This is a genomic window from Streptomyces sp. NPDC003300 (assembly GCF_040610915.1).
In the GTDB taxonomy this organism is placed as follows: Bacteria; Actinomycetota; Actinomycetes; order Streptomycetales; family Streptomycetaceae; genus Actinacidiphila.
Genome location: NZ_JBEXNE010000014.1, coordinates 167,655 through 183,842 on the forward strand (window position 1 = coordinate 167,655; position 16,188 = coordinate 183,842).

Annotated in this window: 15 protein-coding genes; 11 read left to right on the forward strand and 4 right to left on the reverse strand. The window is 73.1% G+C overall.

The window, feature by feature from the left end; genetic code table 11:
• Positions 1-86: 86 nt before the first annotated feature.
• Both ABZX65_RS21590 and ABZX65_RS21595 read right to left on the reverse strand, forming a co-directional pair.
• Complete coding sequence (locus tag ABZX65_RS21590; protein WP_355342217.1) at positions 87-608, reverse strand: hypothetical protein; 522 nt, start codon at positions 606-608, stop codon at positions 87-89.
• Between the two features lie 167 nt (positions 609-775).
• Positions 776-1,351 (reverse strand): TerD family protein, encoded by a 576-nt coding sequence (locus ABZX65_RS21595; RefSeq protein WP_355342220.1) that lies wholly within the window; start codon positions 1,349-1,351, stop codon positions 776-778.
• Between the two features lie 177 nt (positions 1,352-1,528).
• Here ABZX65_RS21595 and arfB point away from each other — a divergent pair, with 177 nt between their 5' ends.
• Entirely contained in the window at positions 1,529-1,966 is a 438-nt protein-coding gene (arfB, locus tag ABZX65_RS21600; protein ID WP_355342223.1) for an alternative ribosome rescue aminoacyl-tRNA hydrolase ArfB, read from the forward strand.
• Positions 1,967-2,044: 78 nt separating this feature from the next.
• Here arfB and ABZX65_RS21605 read toward each other — a convergent pair whose 3' ends face one another.
• Positions 2,045-2,563, reverse strand: coding sequence for a flavin reductase family protein (locus tag ABZX65_RS21605; protein ID WP_355342226.1), 519 nt, complete (start codon positions 2,561-2,563; stop codon positions 2,045-2,047).
• A gap of 288 nt (positions 2,564-2,851) precedes the next feature.
• Here ABZX65_RS21605 and cdgB point away from each other — a divergent pair, with 288 nt between their 5' ends.
• From cdgB to ABZX65_RS21625, 4 genes are all read left to right on the forward strand, one after another.
• Positions 2,852-4,516 (forward strand): diguanylate cyclase CdgB, encoded by a 1,665-nt coding sequence (gene cdgB, locus ABZX65_RS21610; protein ID WP_355342229.1) that lies wholly within the window; start codon positions 2,852-2,854, stop codon positions 4,514-4,516.
• A gap of 337 nt (positions 4,517-4,853) precedes the next feature.
• On the forward strand, positions 4,854-6,053 hold the full coding sequence (locus tag ABZX65_RS21615) for a sensor histidine kinase (protein ID WP_355342232.1): 1,200 nt from the start codon (positions 4,854-4,856) through the stop codon (positions 6,051-6,053).
• Positions 6,054-6,128: 75 nt separating this feature from the next.
• Entirely contained in the window at positions 6,129-6,818 is a 690-nt protein-coding gene (locus ABZX65_RS21620; RefSeq protein WP_355342358.1) for a response regulator transcription factor, read from the forward strand.
• A gap of 113 nt (positions 6,819-6,931) precedes the next feature.
• Positions 6,932-7,909, forward strand: a complete 978-nt coding sequence (locus ABZX65_RS21625; protein WP_355342235.1) for a zinc-binding dehydrogenase — start codon at positions 6,932-6,934, stop codon at positions 7,907-7,909.
• A 16-nt stretch (positions 7,910-7,925) separates the two neighbouring features.
• Here the strand turns inward: ABZX65_RS21625 and ABZX65_RS21630 are convergent, their stop codons facing one another.
• Entirely contained in the window at positions 7,926-9,053 is a 1,128-nt protein-coding gene (locus ABZX65_RS21630; RefSeq protein WP_355342361.1) for a beta-eliminating lyase-related protein, read from the reverse strand.
• Between the two features lie 785 nt (positions 9,054-9,838).
• On the opposite strand from ABZX65_RS21630, the gene ABZX65_RS21635 reads away from it, so the two are divergent.
• From ABZX65_RS21635 to ABZX65_RS21660, 6 genes are all read left to right on the forward strand, one after another.
• Complete coding sequence (locus ABZX65_RS21635) at positions 9,839-10,735, forward strand: DUF2520 domain-containing protein (protein ID WP_355342364.1); 897 nt, start codon at positions 9,839-9,841, stop codon at positions 10,733-10,735.
• The gene (gene panC / locus ABZX65_RS21640; protein ID WP_355342238.1) at positions 10,732-11,565 is read left to right on the forward strand and encodes a pantoate--beta-alanine ligase; all 834 of its coding nucleotides are present in this window, start codon (positions 10,732-10,734) and stop codon (positions 11,563-11,565) included. The genes ABZX65_RS21635 and panC overlap by 4 nt, the downstream gene beginning before the upstream one ends.
• Complete coding sequence (locus tag ABZX65_RS21645) at positions 11,562-13,409, forward strand: L-aspartate oxidase (RefSeq protein WP_355342241.1); 1,848 nt, start codon at positions 11,562-11,564, stop codon at positions 13,407-13,409. The genes panC and ABZX65_RS21645 overlap by 4 nt, the downstream gene beginning before the upstream one ends.
• Positions 13,406-14,464 carry a carboxylating nicotinate-nucleotide diphosphorylase gene (gene nadC / locus ABZX65_RS21650; RefSeq protein ID WP_355342244.1) on the forward strand — a complete coding sequence of 353 codons (1,059 nt, stop codon included), beginning with the start codon at positions 13,406-13,408 and terminating at the stop codon, positions 14,462-14,464. The genes ABZX65_RS21645 and nadC overlap by 4 nt, the downstream gene beginning before the upstream one ends.
• Before the next feature lie 6 nt (positions 14,465-14,470).
• Complete coding sequence (locus ABZX65_RS21655) at positions 14,471-15,265, forward strand: type III pantothenate kinase (RefSeq protein WP_355342247.1); 795 nt, start codon at positions 14,471-14,473, stop codon at positions 15,263-15,265.
• 143 nt (positions 15,266-15,408) lie between these two features.
• Positions 15,409-16,188 (forward strand): hypothetical protein, encoded by a 780-nt coding sequence (locus ABZX65_RS21660; RefSeq protein ID WP_355342249.1) that lies wholly within the window; start codon positions 15,409-15,411, stop codon positions 16,186-16,188.

Genomic DNA, 16,188 nt, shown 5'->3' on the forward strand with positions numbered 1-16,188 from the left:
GCGCGTGCGGACCCCAGCCAACAACCTCAAGCGACTTTGAGGTCAAGCGGCGCCCTCACTTCCGTGACCGCCTCACACCATCCGCTTCACGCCCGTCCCGCATCCGCCTCACACCCGCCTCGCACCCGCGGGAAACGGCTCAGCAGATCCCAGATCACCGGATTTCCGTCCAGGCCCTCGTGCATATCCGTGAGGTCGGCCACCACATCGTGCAGGAAATCCCGCGCCTCCCGCCGTAGTTCCGCGTGGTGCAAGGACAACGGCGGCTCGTCCTCGACCCAGTCGGCCGTCACGTCCACATAGCCGAAACGCCGTACGAACCTCAGCCGGTCCGCCGACTCCGTGAAGTCGAACTCCGCATATTGCGGCCGCGCCGCCCTGCTCCCCGCCGGGTCCCGGTCCAGTTCCTCCACGATGTCGCACAACGCCCAGGCGAAGTCCAGCACCGGCACCCATCCCCAGCCTGTGGACAACTCCCGCTCGTCCTCGGCCACATACACATCCCCGCAGAACAGATCGTGCCGCAGGGTCCGCACATCCGCCGTCCGGTAATCCATCTGCGGCGGGTCGGGAAAGCGGCGCGAAAGGGCGTATCCGAGGTCGATCACCCACCGATGGTGTCACCCGCGAGAGCAGGCCCGTACACCCGGACAGGCGGACACCCGGACAGGCGGACACGGGAGAGCCTGCGCCCGGACACGCGAACGGCCCCCGGTCCCCGGAAGCGTCCGGGGCGGGGGCCGTGCGGTGGGCGGCTCTGACGGTGACCCGTGTGTTAGAGGGTCACACCGAAGTCGGTCGCGATGCCGACGAGGCCGGAGGCGTAACCCTGGCCGACGGCGCGGAACTTCCACTCGGCGCCGTTGCGGTACAGCTCGCCGAAGACCATGGCGGTCTCGGTGGCCGCGTCCTCGCTCAGGTCGTAGCGGGCGATCTCGGCGCCGCCGGCCTGGTTGACGATGCGGATGTACGCGTTGCGGACCTGGCCGAAGTTCTGGCTGCGGGCCTCGGCGTCGTAGATCGAGACGGGGAAGACGATCTTGTCGATGTCGGCGGGCAGGCCTGCGAGGTTGACGTTGATCGCCTCGTCGTCGCCGTCGCCCTCACCGGTGCGGTTGTCGCCGGTGTGGACGATGGTCTGGTCCGGGGTCTGCTTGTTGTTGAAGAAGACGAAGTGGCCGTCGGAGTAGACCTTGCCGTCCACCTTCACGGCGATGGCGCTGGCGTCGAGGTCGAAGTCGGTGCCGGTGGTCGTCCGCACGTCCCAGCCGAGGCCGACAGTCACGGCCGTCAGGCCGGGCGCCTCTTTGGTCAGTGAGACGTTGCCGCCCTTGGACAGGCTTACAGCCATGAGGAGTCCCCTTTTGTGGTCTGTCATAGGTACTCCGACGAAACTACCGTCATTCCCCAGAACGCGGTCACAGGATCGTACGGTTCAGTAATCCTGCAACTGTGCTGTTGCGCCGCCGCCGAAACTGTTGCGCCACTGTCGAAAACCCCGTGACGCGCGGGCCCCGGACGCGGGATCATGGGACACATGTCCGGGCCACTTCTCATTCGCGGTTCGGTCTCCGTGCCGGAGGCCGAGCTTCTGTGGCGTTTCTCGCGTTCCTCGGGGCCGGGCGGTCAGCATGTGAACACCTCCGACTCGCAAGTCGAGTTGCGCTTCGACCTCGCGCGTACGGAGTCGCTGCCGCCGGTGTGGAAGGAACGCGCGCTGGAACGGCTCGCGGGACGGCTGACCGGCGGCGTACTGACGGTCAAGGCGTCCGAGCACCGCTCGCAGTGGCGCAACAGGGAGACGGCGCTCACCCGCCTCGCCGCGCTGCTGGCGCAGGCCACGGCGCCGCCGCCCAAGGCGCGCCGCGCCACGAAGATCCCGCGCGGGATCAACGAGCGGCGGCTGCGCGTGAAGAAGCAGCGCAGTCAGACCAAGCGGGGCCGCAGCGGCGGCGGCTGGGACTGAGCGGACCGCCTCGGGTAACCGGGGACCCGTATCCCCGGGTATTCGGCGCACGGCTCGGCGCGGGCGGGAGCCCACGGCTCAGCGCAGGTAGCGGTACCGGCCGCGGAAGTACGTCAGCGGCCCGCCGTCGGCGCTCGGCGTCCTGGCCGTCAGCACCCGCCCCACCACCAGGGTGTGGTCACCGGCGGGCACCCGCTGCTGCGTCTCGCACTCGAGTATCGCGAGCGCGCCGCCGAGCACGGGAGCGCCGGAGTGTTCGCCGCGGTAGTACGAGATGTCCTCGAAGAGCAGCCGGTCGCTGATCCGGCCGCGCATTGCGAAGCGGCCCGCGATGTGCCGCTGGCTCTCGCTGAGGACCGAGGCGGCCCAGCGCGGCTGCCGCTCCAGCAGGTCGTCCATCCGCGAGCCCTCGCGGACACTCACCATCACCAGCGGCGGTTCGAGCGAGACGGAGAGGAAGGCGGTGGCGGTCATGCCGACGTCCTCGCCGCGCGGCTCGTCCTCCGAGTCGTGTGCGGTGATGAGGACGACGCCCGCCGCCAGGCGGGACATCGCGGCGCGGAAGTCGTCGAGGTCGACGGTCTCGGATAGGCCCATGGTGGTCCCAGGATGCCGTCCGGGTGAAGGTTCAAGCACATCCATCACGTTACGGGGCGGTAGGAATCGCGCGCATCGGGCTCCGGTCGGAGGTGGGCCGTGGCCGGTCCTAGGACCAGGGCTCTACGTTGTGTGTTCAACCGCTTACATGATGATGTGACTTGAGTCACAAGGGCGAGGAATTGTTGACCCTGTGTACCTGGGGCACAGCTCGCTGTGATTCAGTGGCCCGTGTAATCCGTTGATTTGAAATTATCAGGAGTTGCTGTCGAGGGCGCGGAGAGAGGCATGGACACCGAGTCGGAGCCGTATGTCCGTCTCGCGACCCTGCGTCAGCTGCACCAGGTCGTCGCGGACCTCAACACGGCGCGGAGTCTCGCGGACACCCTTCAGGCCGTCGCGGAAGGCGTGGTCAAAGGGCTGAACTACGAGCTGGCCGCCGTCAATCTGGTACGCCCCGACGGCGATCTCATCGTGGCCGCCTTCGCGGGCAGCGCCGCGGCCGAGGCCCTCATGGCCGGACGCATCGGCTCGCGCACCTCCTGGGAGCGCCGCCTCACCATGGGCGAGCGCTGGGGCACCCTGCGCTTCATCCCGCACACCGAGGGCTGGGTCCTCATCGACGACGACGTGCCCCAGTGGCACACCGAGGGCCCGCTGCCCCGCTTCGCCGACGAATGGCACCCCGGCGACCGCCTCTACGCCCCCATGTACTCCTCGCAGACCGTCGGCAGCGAGCTGATCGGCGTCATATCCGTCGACAAGCCCACCAGCGGCAGGCACCCCGGCCCCTGGGGCTGCGAAGCCCTCCAGATGTACGCGTTCCAGGCCGGCATAGCCATCAGCAACGCCCGGCTGCGCGCCAACATGCAGCGCGCCCTCGTCCGGCTCGAACGCGACCAGCAGGCACTGCGCGCCAGCGAGGAGAGCTTCCGGCAGGCTTTCGAGTACGCCCCCAGCGGCATGGCCATCGCCGAGATGGGCGGCGACCAGCACGGCAAGCTGCTGCGCGCCAACGACGCCCTGTGCCGCCTCCTGGGCCGCTCCGCCTCCACCATGCGCCGCTACTCCTTCTCCGACCTCGTCCACCCCGAGGACGTCGGCCTGCTGCTGCGCACCTCCGCCGAGGGCGGCCGGGCCGAACTGCGGCTCGCGCGGCGCGACGGCAGCTACGTCTGGGCCTCGCTGCGCAATTCGGTCGTCGCCGACACCGCCGACGGGCCGCGCTTCCTGCTCACCCACGTCGAGGACATCGAGGAGCGCAAGGGCCGCGAGCTGCAACTCGCCCACCGCGCCAGCCACGACTCGCTCACCGGCCTGCCCAACAGCGCCGAACTGCGCGCCCGGCTCTCCGCCCGGCTCTGTTCGCGGCCCCAGGACCGCGACGCCCATGACCTCTCCGACGCCCTCGGCGTCCCCGGCGAAGGGCCCGACGAGTTCGCCTTCAGCTACGGCTACGGGCCCGAGGAGCTCGCCGCGCCCCTCGGCGCCCTCGGCTACGACTCGCACACCCACGTCACCGCGCCCGACGAGAGCGACCCCGAGAACGCGGGCAAGGGCCTCGCCGTCCTCTTCTGCGACCTCGACGGCTTCAAGTCCATCAACGACCGCTTCGGGCACCACACCGGTGACGCCGTCCTCATCGAGGTCGCCCGCCGCCTCACCGGCGCCGTCCGCGACGGCGACACCGTCGCCCGCCTCGGCGGCGACGAATTCGTCGTACTCGCCGACGGGCTGGCGCCCGCCGACGCCGCCGACCTCTCCGTCCGCCTCCGCAACGCCATCATCCCGCCCATCCGCGTCGACGGGCGCGCCGTCCGCGTCGGCGCCAGCTTCGGCATCGGCTGGGCCGGGTGCGGGATGACCGCCGAGGAAGTCCTCCACTCGGCCGACCAGCGCATGTACGTCGAGAAACGCTCGCGCTCCCGCACGGGCCACCGCCGCGCCGGCTGACCCCTCCCCGCGCGGGTCGTGGCTCTTCGCGGCCCGGCCCCGGGCGCTTCCGTTGCACCGGGGGAGGAACCGCGCGCTCAGCCACGGTGCTCCCGCAGGTCACCACCGGCCCCGGCGGGGCAGTCCGGTGGTCTGCGGACCACCGGCCGGCGGGGGCCGGCGGCGCGCTCTCCCCGCGCCCAGGGCGGGGCGGGCCCTCCCGCGGAGAGGCGGGGCACGGGCGGCGGGACGTAGAGGTGAGTGGGGGAACCCGGCCCGGAGGGTCCACCTTGGGGAGTAGGGGAGATCGCTCCAGCGGCTGACCCCGGCACGGGTTCCGTTGCCTACGCTGGGTTATGTGCAGCGCATCTACGACTTTCTCCGCAGACACCCGACGTGGGTCGACGGCTTCTGGGCCCTCGTCCTGCTCGTGGTCTGCGCTGTGTGGGTGCTGGAAGTCCCCGACCTGAGGTTCCCCGAGCGGCTGCTGGCGGTGCCGCTGTCCGGCGCGCTGGCGGTCGTGGTGGCGCTGCGCCGCCGTGCGCCGGAGAAGATGCTGCTGCTGGCCATCGGGGTCGGCCTGACCCAGTTGGCGCTGGGCGTGCAGACCAATCCCGGCGACGCGGCGATGCTGGCGATCATCTACACGTGCGCGTCCAACGGCGAGCGCTGGTCGTCCCGGCTGGCCCTGCTGGCGGGCCTCGCGGCGGCGCCGCTGTCGATGCTGCGCTGGCCGCCGCACGACGAGTACTCGACGGTCTGGACGACGCTGCTCCAGACCTTCTTCCTGACGGTGATCTTCGCCCTGTCGTGGGTGGTCGGCGACCGCCTCCGTACCCGCCGCGCGTACTACGCGGAGCTGGAGGAGCGGGCGGCCCGACTGCACCGGGAGCGCGAGGCGCAGTCCAAGGCGGCGGTGGCGGCCGAGCGGGCCCGTATCGCCCGCGAGCTGCACGACGTCGTGGCGCACAACGTCTCGGTGATGGTCGTCCAGGCGGACGGCGCCGCGTATGTGCTGGACGCCGCGCCCGACCAGGCCAAGCAGGCGCTGTCGACCATCTCCACCACCGGCAGACAGGCCCTCGCCGAGATGCGGCGGCTGCTCGGGCTGCTGCGCGCGGGCGACGACGCGGGCGGCGAGTACGTGCCGCAGCCCGGCGTCGACCAGCTCGCCGATCTGATCGACCAGGTGCGCGGCGCGGGCCTGCCGGTCAGATTCGAGGTCGCGGGCGACGCCAGACCGCTGTCCAGCGGCGTCGAGCTGACCGCGTACCGCATCGTGCAGGAGGCACTGACGAACGTCCGCAAGCACGGCGGGGACGGCGCCAGCGCCAGCGTCATGCTGGGCTTCGGCGACGCGGCGCTCGACCTGCTGATCGAGGACGACGGGCGCGGCGCCCGGCACGATCTGTACCAGCAGGGCGGCCGGGACGGCCTGGGCCAGGGCCTGATCGGCATGCGGGAGCGGATAGGCATGGTCGGCGGCACGCTGGACGCGGGTCCGCGCCCCGGCGGGGGCTTCCGGATCAGCGCGGTGCTGCCGCTGAGAACCGGTTAGCCGGACGATCACCACGGCCGGGACCGGCGAGGACCGGCGGCCGTGACCACGGAGAACTACCGAGAGGCAGGACACATGGCGATCCGCGTCATGCTCGTCGACGACCAGGTGCTGCTGCGCACCGGGTTCCGGATGGTGCTCGCCGCCCAGCCGGACATGGAGGTCGTGGCCGAGGCGGGCGACGGCGCCGAAGCGCTGGAGGTGCTGCGGCACACGCGGGTCGACGTCGTGCTGATGGACGTCCGCATGCCGCGGATGGACGGGGTCGAGGCGACCCGGCACATCTGCGGGGGCGACCGCGGCGAGGCGGTCCGCCGGGAGGGCGAGGGCCCGCGGGTCCTCATCCTGACCACCTTCGACCTGGACGAGTACGCCTTCGCCGCGCTCAAGGCGGGCGCCAGCGGCTTCATGCTCAAGGACGTGCCGCCGGACGAACTGCTCGGCGCGATCCGGGCCGTGCACAGCGGCGACGCCGTGGTGGCGCCCAGCACCACCCGGCGGCTGCTCGACCGCTTCACCCCGATGCTGCCGTCCGCGGCGGCCGAGGAGCACAAGGAGGTCGACAAGCTGACCGAGCGCGAGCGCGAGGTGCTGCTGCTGGTCGCCCAGGGCCTGTCCAACGGCGAGATCGCCCGCAAGCTGGTCCTGTCGGAGGCCACGGTCAAGACGCACGTCGGCCGCATCCTCACCAAACTGGGCCTGCGCGACCGCGTCCAGGCCGTCGTCCTGGCCTACGAGACGGGCCTGGTGCGGGCCGGCGGCTGAGGCGGCCGGACCCCTGAAGCGGTTACCGGCGGTTCGCGGATACGGGTTCACGCCGGGCCGATCAGGGAAGGTCCGTACCGACCGGTAGGGATCACAGCACGGGGGAGTACGACATGCGCGCCATCGTTTTCGAGCAGTACGGAGGTCCCGAGGTCCTGCGCCTCGCGGACGTGCCGCGGCCCTCGCCGGGCCCCGGCGAGGTCACCGTCGACGTCGCCTGGGCGGGCGTCAACTTCGCCGACGTCAAGGCCAGGGCCGAGGGCTACCGGGTGGAGGCGCTGCCCTTCCGGCCGGGCCTCGAGGTCTCGGGGCTGATCCGCGAGGTCGGCCCGGACGTCACCGACTTCACGCCCGGCCAGGAGGTCGCCGCCTTCCTCGACGGCGGCGGCTACGCCGAGACCGCGCTCGCGCCCGCCGCCACCGTCTTCGCCCTGCCCGCGGGACTCGACCTGCGCACCGGCGCCACCCTCCCCAGCGTGCTGCCCACCGCGTACGCGCTGCTGCACGAGGTCGGGCGGCTGCGCGAGGGCGACACCGTGCTCGTCCAGGGCGCGGCGGGCGGCGTCGGCACGGTCGCGGGACAGCTCGCCCGGCTGGGCGGCGCGGCGGCCGTCTACGGCGTCGTCTCCAGCCTCGACAAGGCCGACCACGCGCTCAAGTCCGGTTACGACGAGGTCTTCACGGCCGCGACCTTCGACACCGACGTCCGGGCGGCGACCGGCGGGCGGGGCGTCGACATCGCCCTCGACCCGGTCGGCGGCGAGACCTTCCGCCGCACCCTCGGCACGCTCGGCCGCTTCGGCCGCCTCGTCTCCTTCGGCAACGCCGGTTCGGAGGAGCCCTGGCGGATCGGGCCCGCCGACACGTATCCGCTGGGGCTGTCCGTCTCGGGCTTCTCCGTCCTCGGCATGGCCGCGCAGGAGCCGCAGCGGCTGCGGCGGATCGCCGACGCCGCCTTCCGTACCGTCACCGACGGCGATGTGGAGCTGCCGGTGAGCGCCGAATTCCCGCTGGAGCGGGCGGCGGAGGCGCACCGGCTGCTGGAGTCGCGCAGGAGCACGGGGAAGCTGCTGCTGCGGGTGGGCGGCTGAGCGGACGGCCTCGGTCCTACGGCCGGGGGAGGCGGCGCGCGAAGGCCGCCGCCGCCTCCCTGACGTCCTGCTCGGTCCATTCGAGCGCCGGGGCCGCGACCGTCACCTCCGTCATGGACAGGCCGGGCACGCCCGGCTCCGCGAAGACGGCGCGGCCGAAGAGGGAGATCCTGGTCTCCTCGGCCTGACGCAGCGACGCCTCGCCCAGGACGTCGGCCGGATACGGCAGCCAGAGCTGGAACTGGTGGGTCTGCGGCTCTTCCGGGTGCACCCGCAGCCACGGCACACCGCCCTCCGTCAGGCCCTCGCGCAGGGCCCGCGCGACCGGCTTGGCGTGCGCCACGAACGACGGGAGCCGCGGCAGTACGGTGTCGAGACCGGCCAGCGCCGCCAGCGCGGCGGGGAACTGCTGGAACAGCATGCCGCCGTACCGGTGCCGCCACGCCTTCGCCTCCGCGACGACGTCCGCGGAGGCGGCCAGGGCCGCGCCCGAGATGCCGTCCAGCGACTTGTAGAAGCTCACGTACACGCTGTCAGCGAGGGCCGCGATCTCCGGCAGCGGGCGGCCGAAGTGGGGTGTGCACTCCCACAGGCGGGCGCCGTCGAAGTGCACGACCGCGTCCCGGTCGCGGGCGGCGGCCACCGTCGCCGTCAGCTCGTCCCACGACGGCAGCACGAAACCGGCGTCCCGCAGCGGCAGTTCGAGCATCAGGGTGCCGAACGGCTCCTCGAAGTCGCGGATCTCTTCCGCGGTCGGCAGGCGGGGTTCCGTCGTCGGGTGGACGGTGCGCAGGCCGCTCACCGCGTGCAGCGCGCCGCGTTCGTGCACCTCCGGGTGCGCCATCGGGTGCAGCGCCACCGTCGCGTTGCCCGTGCGGCCCGCCCATGCCCGCAGGGCCACTTGCTGGGCCATCGTGCCCGTCGGGAAGAAGGCCGCGTCCTGCGTGCCGAGGGTTTCCGCCACGCGGCGCTCCAGGGCGGCCACGACGCCGTCGCCGTAGATGTCCACCGGTTCCGTCACGTCGTACGCCGTCGCCGCCTCTTCGGCGAGCCGCGCCAGCCGTTCCCCAAGGGTCGCCTTGGGGCCGGACATCAGGACCCTTCCGTCGCACTTCGCGACTGCCGCCGCGACCTTCTCCCGCATCTCGCCGTCATCGCCCATCCCCCGATACTCCCTTCCAGGGCGGCCCCCCGCCACGCCTTATCGCCCCCCGCGCGGGTGCCCGCCCTCCCTCCTTTCCCGCCCGCCCGCCCACCCGTGCGGGTGTTTTTTCGTCTGCGGGTGCCGCTTGTGCCTGGGTCGGTGCCGGGCCGGGGCACCTCCTCGGGCGACGAACGTGCACCCACTTCGAAAACGTCCAGCCCCTTTCCGTTCGTCCCCCTGCGGGGGCACCCCGGCCCGTCCCCTCCCTGTACGTCGGCGTCCGCCCGCCGATGGGGGTGGCCGGGGAAGGGGGGTCCTCCCGGCGAACCGCCCTGCGCCGGTGCGCCCTTCCGACAGACCTTTCGCCCCCCCGGCTGGACGTCGGGTGACGCGGGGCGGCTCGCCGAAGGGACCCCCCTCCCTCCGCCACCACGGCGGACCGTCGGACGCCGACGAGCGAGGAGGGGACGGGCCGGGGTGCCCCCGCAGAAATGCGGTGACAAGAAGGGTGCCGGATACGCGGGGCCAGGTAGCCGCATTTCGAGGAGGTGCCCCGGCCCGGCACCGACCAGGCACAGGCGGCACCCGCAGACGACAAAGCACCCGCACGGGTGGGCGGGCGGGAAAGAAACAAGACAAAGAGACGCAGCGGTGTGCTGAAGCTCTCGCAGGCCGCACCCCGCACGGGCTGACCGCCCCGGAGGGGATTCGCGTAGGATTGACGAGAAGGCGTCCGGTACCCCGGTGAGGACTGGAACGGAAGGCTCGGAGCGCGCGTGGACGAGATGGGCAAGGCGGAGGGGCGGCCGGCGCGACTGGCCGTCGGGGTCGTGGGAGCCGGCAGAGTGGGCCCCGCACTGGCGGCGGCGCTGCGCATGGCGGGGCACCGCCCCGTGGCGGCGTCCGGCGTGTCCGAGGCGTCCAAGCGCCGCGCCGCGGCGCTGCTCCCCGGCGTCCCCCTGGTGGAACCGGCCGCGGTGTTCGAACGCGCCGACCTCGTACTGCTGACCGTCCCCGACGACGCCCTGCCCGACCTGGTCAAGGGCCTCGCGGAGACCGGCGCGGTGCGGCCGGGCCAGCTGCTGGTGCACACCTCGGGCCGGTACGGCACGTCCGTGCTCGACCCGGCGCTGCGCGCGGGCGCGCTGCCGCTCGCGCTGCACCCGGTGATGACCTTCTCCGGCACCCCGGTGGACGTGCAGCGCCTGGCGGGCTGCTCCTTCGGCGTGACCGCCCCCGGCGAGCTGCGGCTGGCCGCCGAGGCCCTCGTCATCGAGATGGGCGGCGAGCCCGAGTGGATCGAGGAGGCCGCCCGCCCGCTCTACCACGCGGCACTGGCCATCGGCGCGAACCACCTCGTCACCCTCGTGGCCCAGTCGATGGACCTGCTCAAGGCGTCGGGCGTCGCCGAGCCCGGCCGCATGCTCGGCCCGCTGCTGGGCGCCGCGCTCGACAACGCCCTGCGCTCCGGTGACGCCGCCCTGACCGGGCCGGTCGCCCGCGGCGACGCCGGCACCGTCACCGCGCACCTGGACGAACTGCGCGCGCACGCCCCCGAGACGGTGGCCTCGTATGTGGGAATGGCCCGCGCCACCGCGGACCGCGCTCTGGCCAACGGAATGCTGAAACCGGAGTTCGCGGAGGCGCTGCTCGGCGCCCTCGCCAATGGAGGGACCCCGTGACCGAGCTGGTGCACACCGCGGCGGAACTGCCCCCGGCCGCCGCCGTCGTCATGACGATGGGCGCGCTGCACGAGGGCCACGCCGCCCTGATCCGCGCGGCCCGCGCCTACGCGGGCGACGGCCTCGTCACCGTCACCGTCTTCGTCAACCCCCTCCAGTTCGGGCCGAACGAGGACCTCGACCGCTACCCCCGCACCCTCGAAGCCGACGTCGTGCTGGCGCAGAAGGCCGGCGCCGACCACGTCTTCGCGCCCGCCACCGACGAGGTCTACCCCGGCGGCCGACCGCAGGTCCGTATCACCGCGGGACCCATGGGCGAGCGGTACGAGGGCGCGTCCCGGCCCGGCCACTTCGACGGCATGCTGACCGTCGTCGCCAAGCTGCTGCACCTCACGCGGCCCGCCGCGGCCTTCTTCGGGCAGAAGGACGCCCAGCAGCTCGCCCTGATCCGCCGCATGGTCACCGACCTGAACTTCCCCGTCGAGATCGTCGCCGTACCGACCGTGCGCGAGCCGGACGGCCTGGCGCTGTCCAGCCGCAACCGCTACCTGTCGGAGCGGGACCGCGAGCACGCCCTGGCCCTGTCCCGCGCCCTGTTCGCGGGCCGGGACGCGGCCGGGGGCGGCCCGGACGCCGTACGACGGGCGGCAGGACACGTCCTGGCCACGGCCGACGGCCTCGCCGTCGACTACCTGGCCCTCATCGACCCCGCCGACTTCACCGAAGCCGCGCCGGACCACGCGGGCCCCGCCGTCCTCGCCGTCGCCGCCAAGGCCGGCACCACCCGCCTGATCGACAACCTCCCGCTGGAGTTCGGAGCCGCCGAATGAACGGAACCAGAGCCACAAGCGCGAGTACCGGCATCCGCCTGTACGCCGCCGAGCCCGGCTGGACGCTGACCTCCGACGTGGTCGTGGTCGGCTCGGGCGTCGCGGGCCTCACCGTCGCCCTGCGCTGCGCCGCCGCGGGAGCGAAGGTCACCGTCGTGACCAAGGCGCACCTGGACGACGGCTCGACCCGCTGGGCGCAGGGCGGCATAGCCGCGGCCCTCGGCGAGGGCGACACCCCCGAGCAGCACCTGGCCGACACCCTCGTCGCGGGCGCGGGCGTCTGCGACGAGACGGCCGTCGCCACCCTGGTCACCGAGGGCCCCGCCGCGGTGCGCCGCCTCATCGCGACCGGCGCGCACTTCGACACCGACAAGACCAGCGGCGAGATCCTGCTGACCCGCGAGGGCGGCCACCACCGCCGCCGGATCGTCCACGCGGGCGGCGACGCGACCGGCGCCGAGGTCTCCCGCGCGCTGATCGAGGCGGTCCGCGAAGCCAATATCGACTTCGTCGAGAACGCGCTGGTCCTCGACCTGCTCACCGACGCCGAGGGCCGCACCGCGGGCGTCACCCTGCACGTGATGGGCGCCGGGCAGCGCGACGGCGTCGGAGCCGTACGCGCCCGCGCCGTCGTCCTGGCCACCGGCGGCATGGGCCAGGTGTTCTCGGCGACCACCAACCCGGCGGTGTCGACGGGCGACGGCGTGGCGCTGGCGCTGCGCGCGGGCGCCGAGGTCAGCGACCTGGAATTCGTCCAGTTCCACCCGACCGTGCTGTGGCTGGGCCCGGACGCCGAGGGCCAGCAGCCGCTGGTCTCGGAGGCGGTACGCGGCGAGGGCGCGCACCTGGTGGACGCCGACGGGGTCCGCTTCATGGTCGGCCAGCACGAACTGGCCGAACTGGCCCCGCGCGACATCGTCGCCAAGGGCATCACGCGGCGGATGCAGGAGACCGGCGCCGAGCACATGTACCTCGACGCCCGGCACTTCGGCGCCACCATGTGGGAGGAGCGTTTCCCCACCATCCTGGCCGCCTGCCGCGCCCACGGCATCGACCCCGTCACCGAGCCGATCCCGGTCGCGCCCGCCGCGCACCACGCGTCCGGCGGCGTCCGTACCGACCTCCTCGGCCGTACGACCGTCCCCGGCCTGTACGCGTGCGGCGAGGTCGCCTGTACGGGCGTGCACGGCGCGAACCGGCTCGCGTCGAACTCGCTCCTCGAAGGGCTGGTCTTCGCCGAGCGGATCGCCGCCGACATCGTCGCCGACCCGACGGTGCCGGGCGAGCCCGTCATCCCGGAGCCCGCGCACACCCCGCTGCTGGCCTCCGAGGCGCGCTACGAGGTGCAGCGGATCATGTCGGCGGGCGCGGGCGTCCTGCGCAGCGCCGACAGCCTGGCCACCGCGGCGGGCGCGCTGGAACGGCTGCACACCGCGGCCGTCGAGGAGTACGACAGGGACGGCAAGACCGCCGAGCCGTGCGTCGAGACCTGGGAGGCGACCAATCTGGGCCTGGTCGCCCGGGTGCTGGTCGCCGCCGCCCGCCGCCGCGAGGAGACCCGCGGCTGCCACTGGCGCGAGGACCGTCCCGACCGTGACGACCAGGCGTGGCGCCGGCATCTCGTCGTACGCCTCACCCCGCACCGCACGCTCGCGGTGCACACCACCGAAGGCACGGACTTCCCGCCGACCGGCGGCGGCACGGGGGACACCCGGGGCGGCGCCCCCGGGACCGCTCCGATCGTGGATGATGGGGCCGCCCCCAACGGCACCGCGCCGGACGCCGCGCCCAGTACCGCGAACCGTCCGCCGCACGCCGCTCGGAATCCGAAGGAGCCCTCGTGACCACCCCCGACCGTCCCCGGCCCGTCGCCCTCCCGCTGCCGCAGATCGGCCCGCCGAGCGAGGTGACCGGCGGCGGCTGCGGTGACGGCTGCGGCTGCGGCGCGGGCGAGGCGTACGACGACGCGTACGGCCTCGACCCGCTGGAGTGCGGCCTCGACCCCGACCTGGCGCAGCTCCTGATGGACGCGGGCCTTGACCCGGTGCAGGTCGAGGACATCGCGCACATGGCGATCGAGGAGGACCTGGACCAGGGCGTGGACGTCACGACCGTGGCGACCGTCCCCGAGGACGCCTTCTCCACCGGCGACTTCACCGCCCGCGAGGCGGGCACCGTGGCGGGCCTGCGGGTCACCGAGGCGGTGCTGTCGGTGGTGTGCACCGACGAGTTCGAGGTCGAGCGGCACGTGGAGGACGGCGACCGGGTCGCGGCCGGGCAGAAGCTGCTCACCGTGCGCACCCGCACCCGCGACCTGCTGACCGCCGAGCGCAGCGCGCTCAATCTGCTGTGCAGGCTCTCCGGTATCGCCACCGCCACCCGCGAGTGGGCCGACGTGCTGGAGGGCACCTCCGCGAAGGTCCGCGACACCCGCAAGACGACACCGGGCCTGCGGGCGCTGGAGAAGTACGCGGTCCGCTGCGGCGGCGGCGTCAACCACCGGATGTCGCTGTCGGACGCGGCGCTGGTCAAGGACAACCACGTGGTCGCGGCGGGCGGCGTGGCGCAGGCGTTCAAGCTGGTCCGCGAGGAGTTCCCCGATCTGGCGGTCGAGGTCGAGGTCGACACGATGCACCAGGTGCGCGAGGTGCTGGACGCGGGCGCCGACCTGATCCTGCTGGACAACTTCACCCCGGCCGAGACCGCGGAGGCCGTCGCGCTGGTCGCGGGCCGCGCGGTGCTGGAGTCCTCGGGCCGCCTCACCCTGGACACCGCCCGCGCCTACGCCGAGACCGGCGTGGACTACCTGGCGGTCGGCGGCCTCACCCACTCCTCCCCGATCCTGGACATCGGCCTCGACCTGCGCGCGGACGCCGCGGGCCGGCGAGCGGAAGCGTAGGGGCGCATGCTGCTCACCATCGACGTCGGCAACACCCACACCGTCCTCGGGCTGTTCGACGGGGAGGAGATCGTCGAGCACTGGCGGATCTCCACCGACCCGCGCCGTACCGCCGACGAACTGGCCGTACTGCTCCAGGGCCTGATGGGGATGCACCCGCTGCTCGGCGACCTCGGCGACGGCATCGACGGCATCGCGATCTGCTCGACGGTGCCGTCGGTGCTGCACGAGCTGCGCGAGGTGACCCGCCGCTACTACGGCGACGTCCCGTCGATCCTGGTCGAGCCGGGCGTCAAGACCGGTGTGCCGATCCTGGTCGACCACCCCAAGGAGGTCGGCTCCGACCGGATCATCAACTCGCTGGCCGCCGTGCACCTCTACGGCGGCCCGTGCATCGTCGTGGACTTCGGCACGGCGACCACCTTCGACGCGGTGTCGGCGCGCGGGGAGTACGTGGGCGGCGCCATCGCGCCCGGCATCGAGATCTCGGTGGACGCGCTCGGCATGCGCGGCGCGCAGCTGCGCAAGATCGAGCTGGCCAGGCCGCGCAGCGTCATCGGCAAGAACACGATCGAGGCCATGCAGTCCGGCATCCTCTACGGTTTCGCCGGGCAGGCCGACGGCATCGCCGAGCGGATGGCGCGCGAGCTGGCCGACGACCCGGACGACGTGACCGTCATCGCGACGGGCGGCCTGGCGCCGCTGGTCCTGGGCGAGGCGTCGATCATCGACGAGCACGAGCCCTGGCTGACGCTGATCGGACTGCGGCTGGTGTACGAGCGGAACGTCCAGACGTCATAGCGCCCGGCGTGTCTCGCCGTGTCGCCCGGCGGTACGGGGCGGCTCCGGGCCGTACGGGGGGCTTGCGGCGGTACGGGGCGGGCGACGCACCCGAGTGCGCGCGGATGCGTGTGATTTGTCCGGTTAAAGACTAATCTTTCGCTATGCCCACGCCACACGGAAACCGAGGCGGGATGGCGTTCAGCGCGGACGAACTGCGCGTGCTGCGCCGAGCCCTGGCGGAAGTCCTGTCCCCTTACGCGGGCCGGACCGACACCGCCGCCGCCGACGCCGTGCTCGCGCCGCGCCCGGCCGAGCACGTACGCCCGGCGGAACAGCTCCGCGGACCCGTACGCCCCGCCGCACAGGCGCGCGTACCGGCGCGGCCCGCCGAGCACGTACAGGAATACCTCCGGCTCGTGCACGCCGTGGACGACGCGGTGGCCGAGGCGGGACGGCTGCGGTCGTTCCTGCTGGACGAGCTGAGCCGGTACCGGCAGGCGCTGCCCGGAAGCGCGGGCGGGTATCTGGAACGGCTCACCGCCGCGCTCGCCGGCGGCTACGTACCCGGCGCGGACGACCTCGCCGCACTGCGCCGCCTGCGTGCCGCACCGAGCGGAACCCCGGAGTACCGGCGGCGCACCGCACTGCTGCGCCGCTGCGAAACCCTCGCAGAGAACGACGTACGACTCCGTCTGGAGGCCCATATGACCACGTCGCGCCGCCTGCTCGCCCTTCCGGGCGCCCGTTCCGCCACCGCCGCGGACCCGGCGGAGAAGAAGCCGTCCCCGGCTCCTTCGCCCCGCCCGAAGTCCCCGGCGCCGTCCCCCTCGCCGGGGCCCGGCGAGGGCGCGCCCAAGCGCCCGCCGACGCCCGCCGAGATCTGGCCGCCCGGCCGCAAGCCCGCCGCGCCCAAGCGGGACGACGAGGCCCGCTCGGCCTGA

What these genes read in the sequence shown, in the direction of transcription:
- ABZX65_RS21620 (WP_355342358.1), top strand. Translation starts at nt 6,129, where the DNA reads ATGGCGATCCGCGTCATGCTCGTCGACGACCAGGTGCTGCTGCGCACC.
- arfB (WP_355342223.1), top strand. Translation starts at nt 1,529, where the DNA reads ATGGGACACATGTCCGGGCCACTTCTCATTCGCGGTTCGGTCTCCGTG.
- ABZX65_RS21630 (WP_355342361.1), bottom strand. Translation starts at nt 9,053, where the DNA reads ATGCGGGAGAAGGTCGCGGCGGCAGTCGCGAAGTGCGACGGAAGGGTC.
- ABZX65_RS21645 (WP_355342241.1), top strand. Translation starts at nt 11,562, where the DNA reads ATGAACGGAACCAGAGCCACAAGCGCGAGTACCGGCATCCGCCTGTAC.
- ABZX65_RS21605 (WP_355342226.1), bottom strand. Translation starts at nt 2,563, where the DNA reads ATGGGCCTATCCGAGACCGTCGACCTCGACGACTTCCGCGCCGCGATG.
- ABZX65_RS21635 (WP_355342364.1), top strand. Translation starts at nt 9,839, where the DNA reads ATGGGCAAGGCGGAGGGGCGGCCGGCGCGACTGGCCGTCGGGGTCGTG.
- ABZX65_RS21660 (WP_355342249.1), top strand. Translation starts at nt 15,409, where the DNA reads ATGCCCACGCCACACGGAAACCGAGGCGGGATGGCGTTCAGCGCGGAC.
- ABZX65_RS21655 (WP_355342247.1), top strand. Translation starts at nt 14,471, where the DNA reads ATGCTGCTCACCATCGACGTCGGCAACACCCACACCGTCCTCGGGCTG.
- cdgB (WP_355342229.1), top strand. Translation starts at nt 2,852, where the DNA reads ATGGACACCGAGTCGGAGCCGTATGTCCGTCTCGCGACCCTGCGTCAG.
- ABZX65_RS21625 (WP_355342235.1), top strand. Translation starts at nt 6,932, where the DNA reads ATGCGCGCCATCGTTTTCGAGCAGTACGGAGGTCCCGAGGTCCTGCGC.
- ABZX65_RS21595 (WP_355342220.1), bottom strand. Translation starts at nt 1,351, where the DNA reads ATGGCTGTAAGCCTGTCCAAGGGCGGCAACGTCTCACTGACCAAAGAG.